This window comes from Pseudomonas zhanjiangensis (assembly GCF_041027545.1).
Taxonomy (GTDB): domain Bacteria; phylum Pseudomonadota; class Gammaproteobacteria; order Pseudomonadales; family Pseudomonadaceae; genus Aquipseudomonas; species Aquipseudomonas zhanjiangensis.
This window is the reverse complement of sequence record NZ_JBFTEG010000007.1, coordinates 122159-135254: the sequence shown is the minus strand read 5'-3', so window position 1 is coordinate 135254 and position 13096 is coordinate 122159. Positions and strand designations below refer to the sequence as shown.

Annotated in this window: 15 protein-coding genes; 10 read left to right on the top strand and 5 right to left on the bottom strand. The window is 68.0% G+C overall.

Annotated elements, in window-relative coordinates:
* Nucleotides 1-7: 7 nt before the first annotated feature.
* The 3 genes from AB5S05_RS10960 to AB5S05_RS10950 form a co-directional block, all read right to left on the bottom strand.
* On the bottom strand, nt 8-619 hold the full coding sequence (locus tag AB5S05_RS10960; RefSeq protein ID WP_369287551.1) for a response regulator: 612 nt from the start codon (nt 617-619) through the stop codon (nt 8-10).
* 80 nt (nt 620-699) lie between these two features.
* Nucleotides 700-1179, bottom strand: coding sequence for a hypothetical protein (locus AB5S05_RS10955; protein ID WP_369287550.1), 480 nt, complete (start codon nt 1177-1179; stop codon nt 700-702).
* A gap of 243 nt (nt 1180-1422) precedes the next feature.
* Nucleotides 1423-2277 carry a sulfurtransferase gene (locus AB5S05_RS10950; RefSeq protein ID WP_369287549.1) on the bottom strand — a complete coding sequence of 285 codons (855 nt, stop codon included), beginning with the start codon at nt 2275-2277 and terminating at the stop codon, nt 1423-1425.
* 159 nt (nt 2278-2436) lie between these two features.
* Between AB5S05_RS10950 and AB5S05_RS10945 the strand changes: the two genes are divergently transcribed.
* A complete protein-coding gene (locus AB5S05_RS10945) occupies nt 2437-2943 on the top strand; it encodes a hypothetical protein (RefSeq protein ID WP_369287548.1) in 507 nt (168 codons plus the stop codon).
* 109 nt (nt 2944-3052) lie between these two features.
* Entirely contained in the window at nt 3053-3736 is a 684-nt protein-coding gene (locus AB5S05_RS10940) for a spermidine synthase (protein ID WP_369287547.1), read from the top strand.
* Between the two features lie 66 nt (nt 3737-3802).
* Here the strand turns inward: AB5S05_RS10940 and AB5S05_RS10935 are convergent, their stop codons facing one another.
* Nucleotides 3803-4864, bottom strand: coding sequence for an SMP-30/gluconolactonase/LRE family protein (locus AB5S05_RS10935; protein ID WP_369287546.1), 1062 nt, complete (start codon nt 4862-4864; stop codon nt 3803-3805).
* Nucleotides 4865-5036: 172 nt separating this feature from the next.
* Here AB5S05_RS10935 and rnd point away from each other — a divergent pair, with 172 nt between their 5' ends.
* The 8 genes from rnd to AB5S05_RS10895 all read left to right on the top strand — a co-directional run bounded on the left by rnd (nt 5037) and on the right by AB5S05_RS10895 (nt 12553).
* Nucleotides 5037-6170 carry a ribonuclease D gene (gene rnd / locus AB5S05_RS10930; protein WP_369287545.1) on the top strand — a complete coding sequence of 378 codons (1134 nt, stop codon included), beginning with the start codon at nt 5037-5039 and terminating at the stop codon, nt 6168-6170.
* Nucleotides 6167-6460 carry a YcgL domain-containing protein gene (locus tag AB5S05_RS10925; protein ID WP_369287544.1) on the top strand — a complete coding sequence of 98 codons (294 nt, stop codon included), beginning with the start codon at nt 6167-6169 and terminating at the stop codon, nt 6458-6460. The genes rnd and AB5S05_RS10925 overlap by 4 nt, the downstream gene beginning before the upstream one ends.
* An 18-nt stretch (nt 6461-6478) precedes the next feature.
* Nucleotides 6479-7411, top strand: a complete 933-nt coding sequence (locus AB5S05_RS10920; RefSeq protein WP_369287543.1) for a D-2-hydroxyacid dehydrogenase — start codon at nt 6479-6481, stop codon at nt 7409-7411.
* A gap of 94 nt (nt 7412-7505) precedes the next feature.
* Nucleotides 7506-7955 (top strand): YcgN family cysteine cluster protein, encoded by a 450-nt coding sequence (locus AB5S05_RS10915; protein WP_369287542.1) that lies wholly within the window; start codon nt 7506-7508, stop codon nt 7953-7955.
* A 103-nt stretch (nt 7956-8058) separates the two neighbouring features.
* A complete protein-coding gene (locus AB5S05_RS10910; RefSeq protein ID WP_369287541.1) occupies nt 8059-9288 on the top strand; it encodes a hypothetical protein in 1230 nt (409 codons plus the stop codon).
* 70 nt (nt 9289-9358) lie between these two features.
* Nucleotides 9359-10246, top strand: a complete 888-nt coding sequence (locus tag AB5S05_RS10905; protein ID WP_369287540.1) for a LysR substrate-binding domain-containing protein — start codon at nt 9359-9361, stop codon at nt 10244-10246.
* Nucleotides 10247-10342: 96 nt separating this feature from the next.
* Entirely contained in the window at nt 10343-11461 is a 1119-nt protein-coding gene (aguA, locus tag AB5S05_RS10900) for an agmatine deiminase (RefSeq protein ID WP_369287539.1), read from the top strand.
* Nucleotides 11462-12553, top strand: a complete 1092-nt coding sequence (locus tag AB5S05_RS10895; protein WP_369287538.1) for an extracellular solute-binding protein — start codon at nt 11462-11464, stop codon at nt 12551-12553.
* A 66-nt stretch (nt 12554-12619) separates the two neighbouring features.
* On the opposite strand, the gene AB5S05_RS10890 is transcribed toward AB5S05_RS10895, so the two are convergent.
* Nucleotides 12620-13087, bottom strand: a complete 468-nt coding sequence (locus AB5S05_RS10890; protein WP_369287537.1) for an RNA methyltransferase — start codon at nt 13085-13087, stop codon at nt 12620-12622.
* Between the last annotated feature and the right edge of the window lie 9 nt (nt 13088-13096).

Genomic DNA, 13096 nt, shown 5'->3' with positions numbered 1-13096 from the left:
CGCGCGACTACAGCCAGCCGCGCTGGCGGGCGGCGCTGACGCACGCGGTGCGGGTGTGCACGTCGAGTTCCTGGAACAACGCCTTGAGGTGGGTCTTGATCGTATCTTCGGCCAGCCCCAGGTGGCGGCTGATGGCCTTGTTCGGCAGGCCGTCGGCCAACAGCAGGAGGATTTCCTGCTGGCGCGGCGTCAGCGGCGGCTTGTCGATGGTCAGCGGCAGGGTCTCGCCGAGCAACACGCGGGTCACGGCCTGGCGCAAGCCATCGCCGTCGGCGCTCTTGGGGATGAAGCCCAGGGCGCCGGCGGCGATGGCCGCCTGGGCATCCAGGTTCGAGTCGCTGCCACTGAGGATCGCTACCGGGGTCATGCGGCCCTGCTGCTGCCAGCGTTGCAACAGATCCAGGCCGGCGATGTCGGGCAGGCGCAGGTCCAGCAGGATCAGGTCGAAATCACGCTGGCGCAGGCAGCGTTCGGCCTCGGCGGCGTTCTGCGCGGTATGAATCTGCAGGTCCGGGCAGAGCGGGGCAAGGGCCAGGCTGAGGCCGTCGAGGAAGATCCGGTGGTCATCTACCAGTAACAGGCAGAGGTGATCGGGTAAGGCAGTGCAGAGTGCGGTCATGGCTGTCTCACGCGGCGTGTTCTTGTTGTTGGCTCGCCGCGCGATTGTAGCCTAAAGCGCCCGCCGAATTGCCAGCGGCTTCAGGCGACCCGGCTGAGCGTGCCGACGCAGCGCTGCCAGGCGGCAACGAAGTCACGCGGCCGGCCATGGGGCTGGAACACCTGACGCCAGATCCGGGCCAGGCCGAGCAGGTCGTCGGCGGCAGGCAGTTCGAGGTTTTCCATCTCGATCAGCAGCCAGGCGATGGCCGTGGCGTAGCGCAGGTTGACCGTCAACTCCAAGTGCGGCGCGGCGAGAAAGGCATGCTGGCTGGCCAGGCCGCGCACCAGACTGGCGCGATCCGGGTCGCGGGCCAGGTGCAGGTCCCAGAGCTGTTGGTGACGCCGTTCGCCGATGCGGTAGAGGCCATGGCCGTGGCGGCTGTCGAGGGCCTGACCGAGCCCGGACTGGCTGGCGGCCGTCCCCAGCAGCAGGGCTTCGGCGCTAGCGCAATGACAGCCCAGGTAGGTCAGGGTGGGGCGGATGACGTGTTGAGCGAGCTCGCTGGCGGCAATTCCCATATAGCCCTCGCGACAGGTGGCCGGTGGGGCCGGAGCGCATGGCAGCTTATGTTGTTCTGATAAAGGCCCCACCGGGAGCGGGGTTAGCCGCTCATGTTGAAGTCTAGTGCGACCTTTGGGCTGTAAAGTTATGTTTTTAAATTGTTTTCAGCTTTCGGTTATTGCCTATATTCCGCTTGGTGCTTAGGCGGGGCAGCGAGGCTGTCTTCGCTGCGCCCGCGCGCCTCTCGGCGGCTGAGCGTTTCAGTCGCCGGTGGCCACCGGCCTGGCCGCATCGGTGATCCATTCGCTCCAGGAACCGGCGTACAGCGGCGCCAGCGGATAGCCGGCGAGGCACAGGGCGAACAGGTTGTGACAGGCGGTGACGCCCGAGCCGCAGTAGGCCACCAGGCTGCTGGCCGGCCGCTGGCCGAGCTGGGCGGCGAAGCGCTGGCGCAGCTGTTCGGCCGGGAGGAAGTGGCCGTCGCTGTCCAGGTTGTCGGTGAACGCCGCGCACTGGGCGCCGGGAATATGCCCGGCAACCGGGTCCAGGGGCTCCACCTCGCCGCGAAAGCGCGGCAGGGCGCGGGCATCCAGCAGGCACAGCTGTGGATCGCTCAGGCGCTGTTGCAGCCGCTCGGCATCGATCAGCAGGCTGCTGTCGGCCGCACCCTCGAAGTGGCCGGGTTGAACCGCCGGCAGCGCGTGGGTCAGTTCGCCGCCCGCCCGACGCCAGGCGTTCAGGCCGCCATCGAGCAGGTAGACGCCTTCGCGCTTGCCCAGCCAGGCCAGCAACCACCAGGCGCGGGCGGCGAAGGCGCCGGGACCGTCGTCGTACAGCACCACCTCGCTGTCGTGGTTCAGGCCCCAGGTGCGCAGGCGCTCGTTCAGCTCGCTTGGTGCCGGCAACGGGTGGCGGCCGGTGACGCCCCGGCGCACCGGGCCGGAGAGGTCGCGCTCCAGGTCGGCGAAGCGGGCGCCGGGGATGTGTCCCTCTGCATAGCTGCGCAGGCCATAGGCCGGGTCATCGAGGGCGAAGCGGCAGTCGAGCAGCACCAGGCCGGGCTGCTGCAGGCGGGCCTGGAGAGCGGCCGGGGTGATCAGTTGGGCGAGGGGCATGGCGGGTGTCCTGAGTCCGTTAAGGGCGGGGTCCATGATAAACCCGGAATCGCCGCGATGAGCATCGGCGGTCCTTGGCCGGCCGCCACAGGCATCCCTTTGAACTACGCTGCAGACAGGGCACAGGCTTGCCAATACTGGGCAAGAGGAGGAGGAAAGATGTTCCGCAGCGTGGCGTCGCTCATCGGTCTGGTAGTGTTGCCGGTGCTCGTCCTGGGGGCCGGCGAGCCCGGCGAGAAGAGTATCCGCGAGGGTGACCTGGAAAGCCGGGTCGACGCCCTGGCGTCCATCCAGCCGGGCCTGGGGGTGGTCATGCACGAGATCGGCTATCGCTTTGCGGCGCTCTACTGGGCGGCCAAGGGCGGTAACTGGGGGTTGGCGCAGTACCAGTTGAAAGAGCTGGGCGAGGCGCAGGAGGTGGCCGAGGTGACCCGCCCACGTCGGCGCGAGATGCTCAAAGCCTTCGAAGGCAGCTACCTGGCACCCCTGCGCAAGGCCATCGAGGCGCAGGACGGCGATGCCTTCGGCAAGCGTTTTCTCCAGGCCCAGCAGGGCTGCAATGCCTGCCATACCGCATTGGGCTACGGCTTCATCCAGGTCCATGTGCCGGAGTCTCCGGTCCCCGGCATCCTCGACTATTCGCTCAAGAGCGAGCCGAGAAACTAGCGTCGGCCGGCAGCGCGGCGCGTTTGCCGGCGTCTGTTAGCGGCGCTGCGCTTGCGTCTGCTGTATGTTGCCCCCTTTTGCGGCGGGCGCGGCCCGGGATGAGACGTCGATGAAGCGCTTTGTATTGCTGGGCACCGCCCCGATTCCGGAAACCACGGGCGCGCTGTGCCTGTTCGAGTACGGCGAGGATTTCGTGATCAAGATCGCCGGCGGCGACGGCGGCCAGCTGATGAACACCCGCATGCATGGCTCCGAGGACGCCCTGGCGGCGATTCCCTGCCGCAAGGTGGCCGGGCGCCCGCAGCCGCGGGTGCTGATCGGCGGCCTGGGCATGGGCTTTACCCTGGCCTCTGCCTTGCTGCACCTGGGCGCCGATGCCGAGGTGGCGGTGGCCGAGCTGGTGCCGGGGGTGGTCGAATGGAATCGCGGGCCGCTGGGGGCCAAGTCCGGCTATCCGTTGCTGGACCCGCGCACGCGGCTGATCCAGGGCGACGTGGCCGTCGAATTGAATGCGGCGCAGCAGGGCTACGACGCCATCATGCTGGACGTCGACAACGGTCCCGAGGGCCTGACCCAGCGCCGCAACAGCTGGCTGTATTCGGCCGAAGGGCTGCGCCGCTGCTTCCAGGCCCTGCGGCCCAGGGGCATCCTGGCGGTGTGGTCGGCCAGCGCCGACCGCAAGTTCGCCGACAAGGTGCGCAAGGCCGGCTTCAAGGTGGAGGAAGTGCAGGTCTACGCCCACGGCAACCGGGGCACGCGGCACACCATCTGGATCGCCGAGAAGCGCGGCTGATCCTTGCTGCGCCGCTGAAAAAGCCCGCGGCCGGCTGACCGGCGCGGGCTTTTGTGGCTGCGCAGATCAGCGAATCTGCAGCTTGCCGATGCGGTCGTTGTCCAGGCTGCCCAGGTACAGGTAGTCGCCGACCGGCTTGGCCGAGGTGATCATGCGCAGATGCGAGCCGCTGGTGTCGTGCAGGCTGCGGACGATCTCACCCTGTTCGTTGAGCGCCACCACCAGGCCGTAGGGAATCGCCTTGGGCCACAGCGCCCGCGGCAGCTTGGCCAGCTGCGCCTTGAGCCAGGGATGCCGGTGGAGGAAGTCGGCGTCGGCCTTGCGCGGGCTCGGCAGGGCGACCCAGAAGGTGCCGGCGCCATCGCCCTGGAGGTTGTCCGGCAGGCCTGGCAGGTTGTCGATGAACACCTCGTGGCTGCCGGCCTTGTCGCCCTTGAGCCAGTAGCGGGTGATGCGGTAGCGGTAGGTCTCGTTGACCAGGACGAAGTCCTCGGCGGCCGACAGCGCCACGCCATTGGCGAAGTACAGGTCCTTGAGCAGCACGCGGGTCTCGCCGCTGGCCGGATCGTAGCTGAGCAGGCGGCCATGGGGGCGGGCCTCGAGCAGGTCGAGCAGGTAGTCCGGCTGTTCGAAGCGCGAGGAGGCGTCGCTGAAGTAGATGGTGCCGTCGCTGGCGATATCCAGGTCATCGGTGAACTTGAACGGTACGCCCTCGGCCTCGGTGCTCAACACCTGGATCCGGCCCTGAGGGTCGATGGCCAGCAGGCCCTTGTAGGCGTCGGCGACGATCAGCCGGCCGGCGGCGTCGAAGTCCATGCCCAGCGGCCGACCACCGGTGTCGGCGAAGGTCTCCAGCCCGCCATCGCCGTCGATGCGCACGATACGCCCGTCGTGCAGGCCGCTGTAGACCCGGCCCTGGTCGTCCACCGCGCTGTCTTCGGGGCCATGGACCTGGCCGCGGCCGAGCAGTTCGGCCTTCATCAGGGTGTCGTTGGGCTCCAGTACGCCGGTCATGGCCGGGGCGGGCGGCGCCTGCCAGGCCAGCGGGTCGATCGGGCTGGGGGTGAGGAGCAGATAGGCGGCCCCGGCGCCGATCGCCAGCACGGCCAGGCCAAGCAGTTTCTTCATTGTTCTTATTTCCTTGTGTCGAAGCCAGCATCGAAAAGCGCGGCGACAGGTTACACAGTTAGGACGCCGCTGTGGGGCTCTCGGCCCGGGCTGGCACTGCTTCGTCGCCACGCATGCCCGGCAACCGGGCTGGGCGATATATACTGCGCGGCATTATTCAGGGGAGAGCCGCGTGGCTATAGATATTCATTGGATCCGTGACGACGCCAGCCTGGCGCAGCACTGCGCCAGCTGGCGTGGTCTGTCCTTCGTCGCCGTGGACACCGAGTTCATGCGGGTCGACACCTTCTACCCGATCGCCGGCCTGTTGCAGGTCAGCGAGGGCGAGCGGGCCTATCTGATCGATCCGTTGCTGATCGAGGACTGGAGGCCCTTCGCCGCCTTGCTCGAAGACCCGGCGGTGGTCAAGGTGCTGCATGCCTGCAGCGAGGACCTGGAAGTCTTCCTGCGCCTGACCGGCAGCCTGCCGACCCCGTTGTTCGACAGCCAGCTGGCCGCCGGCTACCTCAACCTGGGCTTCTCCATGGGCTATTCGCGCCTGGTCCAGGCGGTGCTCGACATCGAGCTGCCCAAGGGCGAAACCCGCTCCGACTGGCTGCAGCGACCGCTGTCGGAGACCCAGGTCAGCTACGCCGCCGAGGATGTGCTGCACCTGGCGCAGATCTACCTCGCGCTGCGCCAGCGCCTGTCCGCCGAGAAGAACGCCTGGGTGTTGGAGGACGGCGCCGAACTGGTGGCCAACCTGCGCCGCGAGGTCGATCCGGACGAGGCCTACCGTGAGGCCAAGCTGGCCTGGAAGCTGTCGCGCCAGCAACTGGCGGTGCTGCGCGCCCTGTGCGCCTGGCGCGAGCGGCAGGCGCGGGCGCGCAACCAGCCGCGCAACCGGATCATTCGCGAACACTCGCTGTGGCCGCTGGCGCGCACCCAGCCGGACAACCTGGTGGCGCTGGCACGGATCGAGGACATGCATCCCAAGACCGTGCGCCAGGACGGCGAGACCCTGCTGCAGCTGATCAAGGACGCCGCGGCCCTGCCACCGAGCGACTGGCCCGAGGCGCTGCCCGAGCCGCTGCCGGTGGAGGCCTCGGCGCTGCTGAAGAAGCTGCGTGCGATTGGCCAGCGCGAGGCCGAGCGGCTGGATATCGCCCCCGAGCTGATGCTGCGCAAGAAGACCCTCGAAGCCTTGCTGAAAACCGGCTACCCCGATGGCCCCTACCAGCTGCCGGACGCCCTGCGTGGCTGGCGCCGCGAATTGATGGGCCAGGCACTGCTCGACTGCCTGGCCGGTAAAGGAGACTCCGCGTGAAACGCATCTGCTCGATCTACAAAAGCCCGCGCAAGAACGAGATGTACCTCTACGTGCTCAAGAGCGATGCCCTCAAGCGCGTGCCCGAGACCCTGCTGGCGGCCTTCGGTGCGCCGCTGCACACCTTCGACATGGTGCTCTCGCCGGAGCGCACCCTGGCCCGCGAGGACATCCACAAGGTGCTGGAGAACCTCGACCAGCAGGGCTATCACCTGCAGATGCCGCCACCGGAAGAGGAATACATCGAGCACCTGCCGGAAGAACTGCTGCGCCGCAACGATCCGGTCTGAGCCGCGAGGGATAGCCGCATGCGCCTGTTGATCGCCGAAGCCGACCACGCCCGCTATGCCGCGCTGCTGCAGCAGGCCGCCCCCGATCTGCAGCTGCACGGCGGCGCCGACCTCAAGCAACTGGCGCGCCGGGCAGACGACTGCCCGCTGTGGCTGGGCCAGCCGGACCTGCTCGCAGCCCTGCTGCGCCTGGGCCACAAACCGCGGTGGCTGCAGTCGACCTGGGCGGGGATCACTCCCTTGCTGGCCGCCGACCTGCCGCAGGACTATCGGCTGAGCCGCGCCGTGGGCATCTTCGGCCAGGTGATGGCCGAGTACGTGCTGTGTCATCTGCTGGCCCACGAGCGCCGGTTGTTCGCCCGCCAGGCCGCTCAGCGCGAGCAGCGCTGGGACAACCGTTTGCCGCACAGCCTGGCGGGGCGGCGGGTGCTGATCGTCGGCTGCGGCGACATCGGCCTGAGCGTGGCGCAGTTTCTGGCCCCGTTCGGCGTCGAGTCGAGCGGGGTGGCCAACCGTGCCCGTGAGCAGGCGCCCTTCGTCGAGGTGGCCGGCATGGCCGAATTGCCACGCCTGGCCGCTGCGGCCGATTACCTGGTCAACCTGCTGCCCGATACCCCGGCCACGCGCGATGTCTACGATACCGCCCTGCTGGCCCGGCTCCGGCCCAGCGCGCTGCTGATCAACGCCGGGCGCGGCGCCGCGGTGGTCGACGCCGACCTGGTCGCGGCCCTGGAGCAGGGGCGGCTGGCCGGGGCGGTGATCGACGTCTGCCGGCAGGAGCCGTTGCCCGCCGGCCACCCGTTCTGGAACGCACCGAACCTGTTGCTCACCGGCCACAGCGCCGCGCCCACCGAGCCGCGCCTGCTGGTGCAGTTGTTCCTCGACAACCTGGCACGCTACCGCGCCGGCGATGCGCTGCGCGGCGGCGTGGATTTCGCCCGCGGCTATTAGCCGGCTGACCCGCGCCATTCGGCGTGGCACCCTTGGCCGGCGCCAGGCGCCGCGCTAGACTGCCGACCTTTTCGCCCACAGCCGTACCCTCGCCATGGCCGCCAAAGTCGAACCCTTCTGGAAACGCAAGACCCTCGATCAGCTCGATCAGCAGGAGTGGGAGTCGCTGTGCGACGGCTGCGGGCTGTGTTGCCTGCAGAAGCTCGAGGACGAGGACGACGGCTGCGTCTACTACACGCGCATCGCCTGCAAGCTGCTGGACCTGAAGACCTGCCGCTGCACCGACTACGCCAATCGCACCCGCTTCGTGCCCGACTGCATCCAGCTCACTCCGGCCCAGGCCGACCAGTTCCAGTGGTTGCCGCCGACCTGCGGCTATCGCCTGGTCAGCGAAGGCAAGGACCTGCCGCTGTGGCACCACCTGGTCTGCGGCGATCCCGAGGCGGTGCATATCGAGCGCATCTCCCAGTCCGGGCGCATGCTCAGCGAGAACAGCGTGGCCGAGGACGACTGGGAAGAACACCTGATCTTCCGCGCCGGCTGAGCGCCGCCGGCGCCCCCTCTATCGTTTTGCCTGGGTGAATGGCCCAGTCGCTATCCTGTCTATGGATAAGTTGTAGCGTCCCACCCACAAGGAGTTGTTGCTCATGTCGATTCGCCGTCTGCTGCTGTCCGCCGTCATGCTGTGCCTGAGCGCCCCGCTGTGGGCGGCCAGCAACCGGGTCGACCTGGATTACCGGGTGCGCTTTATCCCGGACAGCGACCAGGCCGAGGTCAGCCTGACCCTGGAGAAGGGCGAGCGGGTCATCAGCCTGGACTTCGACCTGGGCGATGAAGGCGCCTACAGCGACTTCAGCGCCGACGGCCAGTGGAGCGAGGATACCCCCGGTCGCGGAGTCTGGCAGCCGGCCAAGGGCAAGGCGAGCCTGCGCTACCGGGTGCGCGTCAGCCATCCGCGTGGCGACAGCCGCTTCGATGCGCGCATGACCCCGGACTGGGCCCTGCTGCGCGGCGACGACCTGGTACCCAGCGCACGCCTGCGTCAGCAGGACAAGACCGAACTGGTCAGTCGCCTGCAGTTCGAGCTGCCCAAGGGCTGGCGTGGCGTGGAAACCGGCTGGCCGCGGATCGGCAAGCACAAATTCCGCATCGACAACCCGCAGCGCAAGTTCGACCGGCCGACCGGCTGGATAGTCGCCGGCAAGCTCGGCACCCGCCGGGCCCAGCTCGGCCAGACCGACGTGACCGTGGCGGCGCCGATCGGCGAGGGCATGCGGCGGATGGATATTCTCACCCTGCTGACCTTCGTCTGGCCGCAGCTGCAGGAGGTGTTCCCGCGCGATCCGGCCAAGCTGCTGATCGTCGGCGCGGGCGACCCGATGTGGCGCGGCGGCCTGTCGGCGACCAACTCCTACTACATGCATAGCGCGCGGCCGCTGGTCAGCGAGAACGGCACCAGTTCCCTGGTCCACGAACTGGTGCATGTGTTCAGCCGCATCCAGTCGCGCGAGCGCAGTGACTGGATCACCGAGGGCCTGGCCGAGTACTACGCCATCGAGCTGATGCGCCGCGCCGGTGGCATCAGCGAGGGGCGCTACCAGAAGGTCCGCGAGCAACTGATCAAGTGGAGCAAGCCGGTCAAGAGCCTGCGTGGCAGCCGCGTCCAGGGTCCGGTCACCGCGCGCGCCGTGCTGCTGTTGCAGGAACTCGACCGCGAAATCCGCCAGAAGACCAAGGACAGTCAGCCGCGCTCGCTGGACGACGTCACCCGCGGCCTGATGCGCATGGACAAGGTCAGCACCGAGGACTTCGTCCAACTCACCGAGAACGTCATGGGCACCTCGTCCAAGGTGCTCGACAGCCGTTTGCTGCGTTAACCGCCTGCAGTTCTGGACGTCCTCGCCGGTCTGGGCGAGGATGCGGCGCATCGCCTTGCCCTGAGGTCCCATGCGCCGCCTGCCTTCGCTCACCGCCTTGCGTACCTTCGAGTGCGCCGCCCGCCACGCCCACTTCGGACGCGCCGCCGCCGAGCTGTGCGTGACCGACAGCGCAGTCAGCCACCAGATCCGTCAGCTCGAGGACCAGCTCGGCACCCCGCTGTTCGCCCGTGAAGGGCGCCAGGTCAGCCCGACCCCGGCGGCGCAGCGACTCTTGCACAGCCTGCAGCAGGCTTTCGAGCTGATTGGCGAGGCCTGCGACGCGTTGCGCGACCCGGCCTCGCAGGCGCAGCTGCGGGTGGCGGTGACCGCCGAGTTGGCGCAGAAGTGGCTGATCCGGCGCCTGGCCGACTTCAGCGCGCGTTTTCCGCAGATCACCCTGCACCTGCATGAGCAGGCCCTGGAACAAGCGCTGCCGGGCAGCGACATCGACCTGGCGATCACCTACGGCACCGGCCCGGAGGATGCCAGCGGCTACTTCGTGCGGCCCCTGCCGACCCTGGAGTTCTTCCCGGTGTGCAGCCCCGGCCTGTTCAATCAGGGCGGCTTCAAGCAGCCGCGCGACCTGGTCCGCCAGTGCCTGCTGCACGACGACCAGGATGGCAAGACCTGGATGGCCTGGCTGACCAGCCATGCCGGCGATGTCCAGGCCAGCCGCCAGCTGTATTTCGCCCATGCCGGCCTGGCCCTGGAGGCCGCCGCCCAGGGCCAGGGGGTGGCTATCGGCGACAACCTGACGGCCACCGAGGACTTGGCCAGCGGGCGCCTGGTGCGGCCCTTCGCCGCCAGCGTCACGGCCCTCGGCCAGTACGCCCTGGTCTGCGAGCGGATTCGCCTGGACAAGCCGGCGGTGGTGCAATTCATGAACTGGTTGAGTGATCAGCTAGGTGACTCATGAATTGAATTCACCGGTTCCGCGAAAATCGTCATTGGAAGCCCGCCTCGGGCGCCGCGTACTGTCTGGACATCCTTCCCCGACAGCATGAGGTGTTCGATGGCGCGTTCCCTGACTTCCCTGCCCAAGGCCGACGGCTTCCGCCTGCCTGGCGAGTTCGAACCCAAGACCCGTTGCTGGCTCGGCTGGCCGGAGCGCCCGGATGTCTGGCGCAACGGCGCCAAGCCGGCGCAGCGGGTCTGGGTCGAGATCGTCAGTGCCATCGCCAGCAGCGAGCCGGTCACCGTCTGTGCCTCCGCCGCCCAATACGCCAACGCCCGCCGTCTGCTACCGGCCCAGGTGCGGGTGGTGGAAATGACCTGCAATGACACCTGGTTCCGCGACAGCGGCCCGGCCTTCCTGGTCAATGACCAGAGCGGCGAGGTGCGTGGCGTCGACTTCGAGTTCAACGCCTACGGCGGCCTCGATGGCGGCCTCTACTACCCCTGGGACAAGGACGACCAGATCGCCCAGAAGCTCCTCGAGATCGAGGGCTTCGATCGCTATCGCGCGCCCTTCATCGCCGAGATGGGCGGCATCCAGAGTGACGGCCAGGGCAGCCTGCTGACCACCGAGCAGTGCCTGCTCAATCGCAACCGCAACGCCCACCTGGGCAAGGACGAGATGACCCGCCGGTTGTCCGACTACCTGGGCGCCGAGCAGGTGATCTGGCTGCCGCGCGGCTGCAAGTTCGACGAGACCGACGGCCATATCGACGACCTAGCCTGCTTCGTCCGCCCCGGCGTGGTGGTGATGCAGTGGACCGACGATCGCAACGACCCGCAGTGGGAAATCTACCAGGAGGCCTACGACATCCTGCGCAGCACCCGCGATGCCCGGGGTCGCGAGCTGGAGGTGCACAAGCTGCCGCAACCGCGGGTGCTGGAGTGGACGGTGGAGGAGGCCGCGGGCCTCGATCAGGTCGACGGCACCCACCTGCGTCAGGCGGGCACGCAGATCTGCGCGTCCTACATCAACTACTACGCCGGCAACTCGGCCATCGTCCTGCCGCTGTTCGGCGACGCCAATGACCGCATTGCCCAGGCCACCCTGGCCGAGCTGTTCCCCCAGCACCGCATCCTCGGCATCGAGAGTTCGCGGGAGATCCTGCTCGGTGGCGGCAACGTCGCCTGCATCACCATGCCGCAGTACGCGGCGAGCAAGCCTCAGGAGGTCTAGATGAAAACTTGTGCAAGCCTTGCCGCCCTGGCACTGACGGCCAGCCTGGGCTTAGCGGCCGCCGAGCCGGCCAAGCAGGTCAACCTGTATATCTGGAACGAGTACCTGGCGCCGGACACCCTGTCGAACTTCGAAGCCCAGACCGGCATTCGGGTGGTGGTCGATCACTTCGACTCCCTGGAAACCGTGGAGACCAAGCTGCTCACCGGCCATAGCGGTTACGACCTGGTGCTGACCTCGGGCCAGCACCTCAGTCGGGCGATCCGCAGCGGCGCCCTGCAGCCGCTGGACAAGGGCCGCCTGCCGCATTATGCCGGGCTAGGTGCCGAGTACCTGCGACACATGGCGACCTTCGACCCTGGCAATCGCTACGCCGGCATCTACGCCTGGGGCACCACCGGTATCGGCTACCAGCGCCAGGCGATCGAGGCGCGCATGCCCGGGGCACCGCTCGACAGCTGGGCGATGTTGCTCGACCCGGCCGTGGTGGCGCGTTTCGCCGACTGCGGGGTGAGCTACCTGAACGACCCCAACGAGGTGTTCGCCGCGGCCATGCGCTACCTGGGCCTGGATATCAACCGGCAGAGCCTGGACGACCTCGCGGCGGCCGAAGCCCACCTGGCCAAGGTGCGGCCGTACATCCGCTACTTCGACAACGATCGCAATATCAACGACCTGGCCAACGGCAACACCTGCCTGGCGATGGCGTGGAACGGCAATGTGTCGATCGCCGCGGCCCAGGCCGAGCAGGCGGGCAAACTCTACAGCCTGGAGTACCGCATCCCGCGCGAGGGCGCGCTGCTCTGGTTCGATGCGATGGTGATTCCCAAGGATGCGCCGCACCCGCAGGCTGCCCTGGCACTGATGGACTATCTGATGGAGCCGCCGGTCATCGCGGCGATCACCAACAGCATCTTCTACGCCAACGCGGTGCCGGCCGCGGCCGCGGCGATCGACCCGGCCATCCGCGATGACCCCGGTACCTACCCGCCAGCCGAGCTGCAGGGCAAGCTCTACACCAAGAACGACAACGCCCGTCCGTTCAATCGCGCCCTGACCCGGGCCTTCAGCCGCCTGAAGTCGGGGCGCTAGGGAGCCGGTACCGCGGCCAAGGCCCGGGAGGTCGACGGAACTGAGGTGGCCGGCCTGCGACGCGGGTCAGAACAACGGCCCGGACTTGGTGTTGTTGCCCTTGGCCAGGCGGTCGTAGAGCACCACGTTGACCGTGGCGGCGAGGTTCATGCAACCCTGGGTGGGCACGTAGACCACGTCTTCGCACCAGTCGCGGATGTGCTTGTCCAGCGAGCCATCCTCCGGGCCGAAGATGTAGATCGCCCGGTCCGGGTGGGTGTACTCGGGCAGCGGCCGCGCGCCCTCGACCAGCTCCACTGCGACCGGGGTGCAGCCCAGCGGGATGATCTTCTGCAGGTCGTCGATGGCGATCAGGGGGATGTCCAGATGGACGCGCTTGGTGTCGGTGACGAAGTCGCGGGCACGTTCATAGCGCTTGCCGGTGTAGAACACCGAACTGACCCCGTAGCAGCCGGCAGCGCGCATCACCGCGCCGACGTTTTCCGGCGACTTGGGATTGAACAGGCCGATGCAGCTGTATCTCTTGTTCGCCACCAGACTGGC

Coding starts and splice junctions, on each gene's coding strand:
- AB5S05_RS10960 (WP_369287551.1), bottom strand. CDS start 619: ATGACCGCACTCTGCACTGCCTTACCCGATCACCTCTGCCTGTTACTG.
- AB5S05_RS10955 (WP_369287550.1), bottom strand. CDS start 1,179: ATGGGAATTGCCGCCAGCGAGCTCGCTCAACACGTCATCCGCCCCACC.
- AB5S05_RS10950 (WP_369287549.1), bottom strand. CDS start 2,277: ATGCCCCTCGCCCAACTGATCACCCCGGCCGCTCTCCAGGCCCGCCTG.
- AB5S05_RS10945 (WP_369287548.1), top strand. CDS start 2,437: ATGTTCCGCAGCGTGGCGTCGCTCATCGGTCTGGTAGTGTTGCCGGTG.
- AB5S05_RS10940 (WP_369287547.1), top strand. CDS start 3,053: ATGAAGCGCTTTGTATTGCTGGGCACCGCCCCGATTCCGGAAACCACG.
- AB5S05_RS10935 (WP_369287546.1), bottom strand. CDS start 4,864: ATGAAGAAACTGCTTGGCCTGGCCGTGCTGGCGATCGGCGCCGGGGCC.
- AB5S05_RS10920 (WP_369287543.1), top strand. CDS start 6,479: ATGCGCCTGTTGATCGCCGAAGCCGACCACGCCCGCTATGCCGCGCTG.
- AB5S05_RS10915 (WP_369287542.1), top strand. CDS start 7,506: ATGGCCGCCAAAGTCGAACCCTTCTGGAAACGCAAGACCCTCGATCAG.
- AB5S05_RS10910 (WP_369287541.1), top strand. CDS start 8,059: ATGTCGATTCGCCGTCTGCTGCTGTCCGCCGTCATGCTGTGCCTGAGC.
- AB5S05_RS10905 (WP_369287540.1), top strand. CDS start 9,359: ATGCGCCGCCTGCCTTCGCTCACCGCCTTGCGTACCTTCGAGTGCGCC.
- aguA (WP_369287539.1), top strand. CDS start 10,343: ATGGCGCGTTCCCTGACTTCCCTGCCCAAGGCCGACGGCTTCCGCCTG.
- AB5S05_RS10895 (WP_369287538.1), top strand. CDS start 11,462: ATGAAAACTTGTGCAAGCCTTGCCGCCCTGGCACTGACGGCCAGCCTG.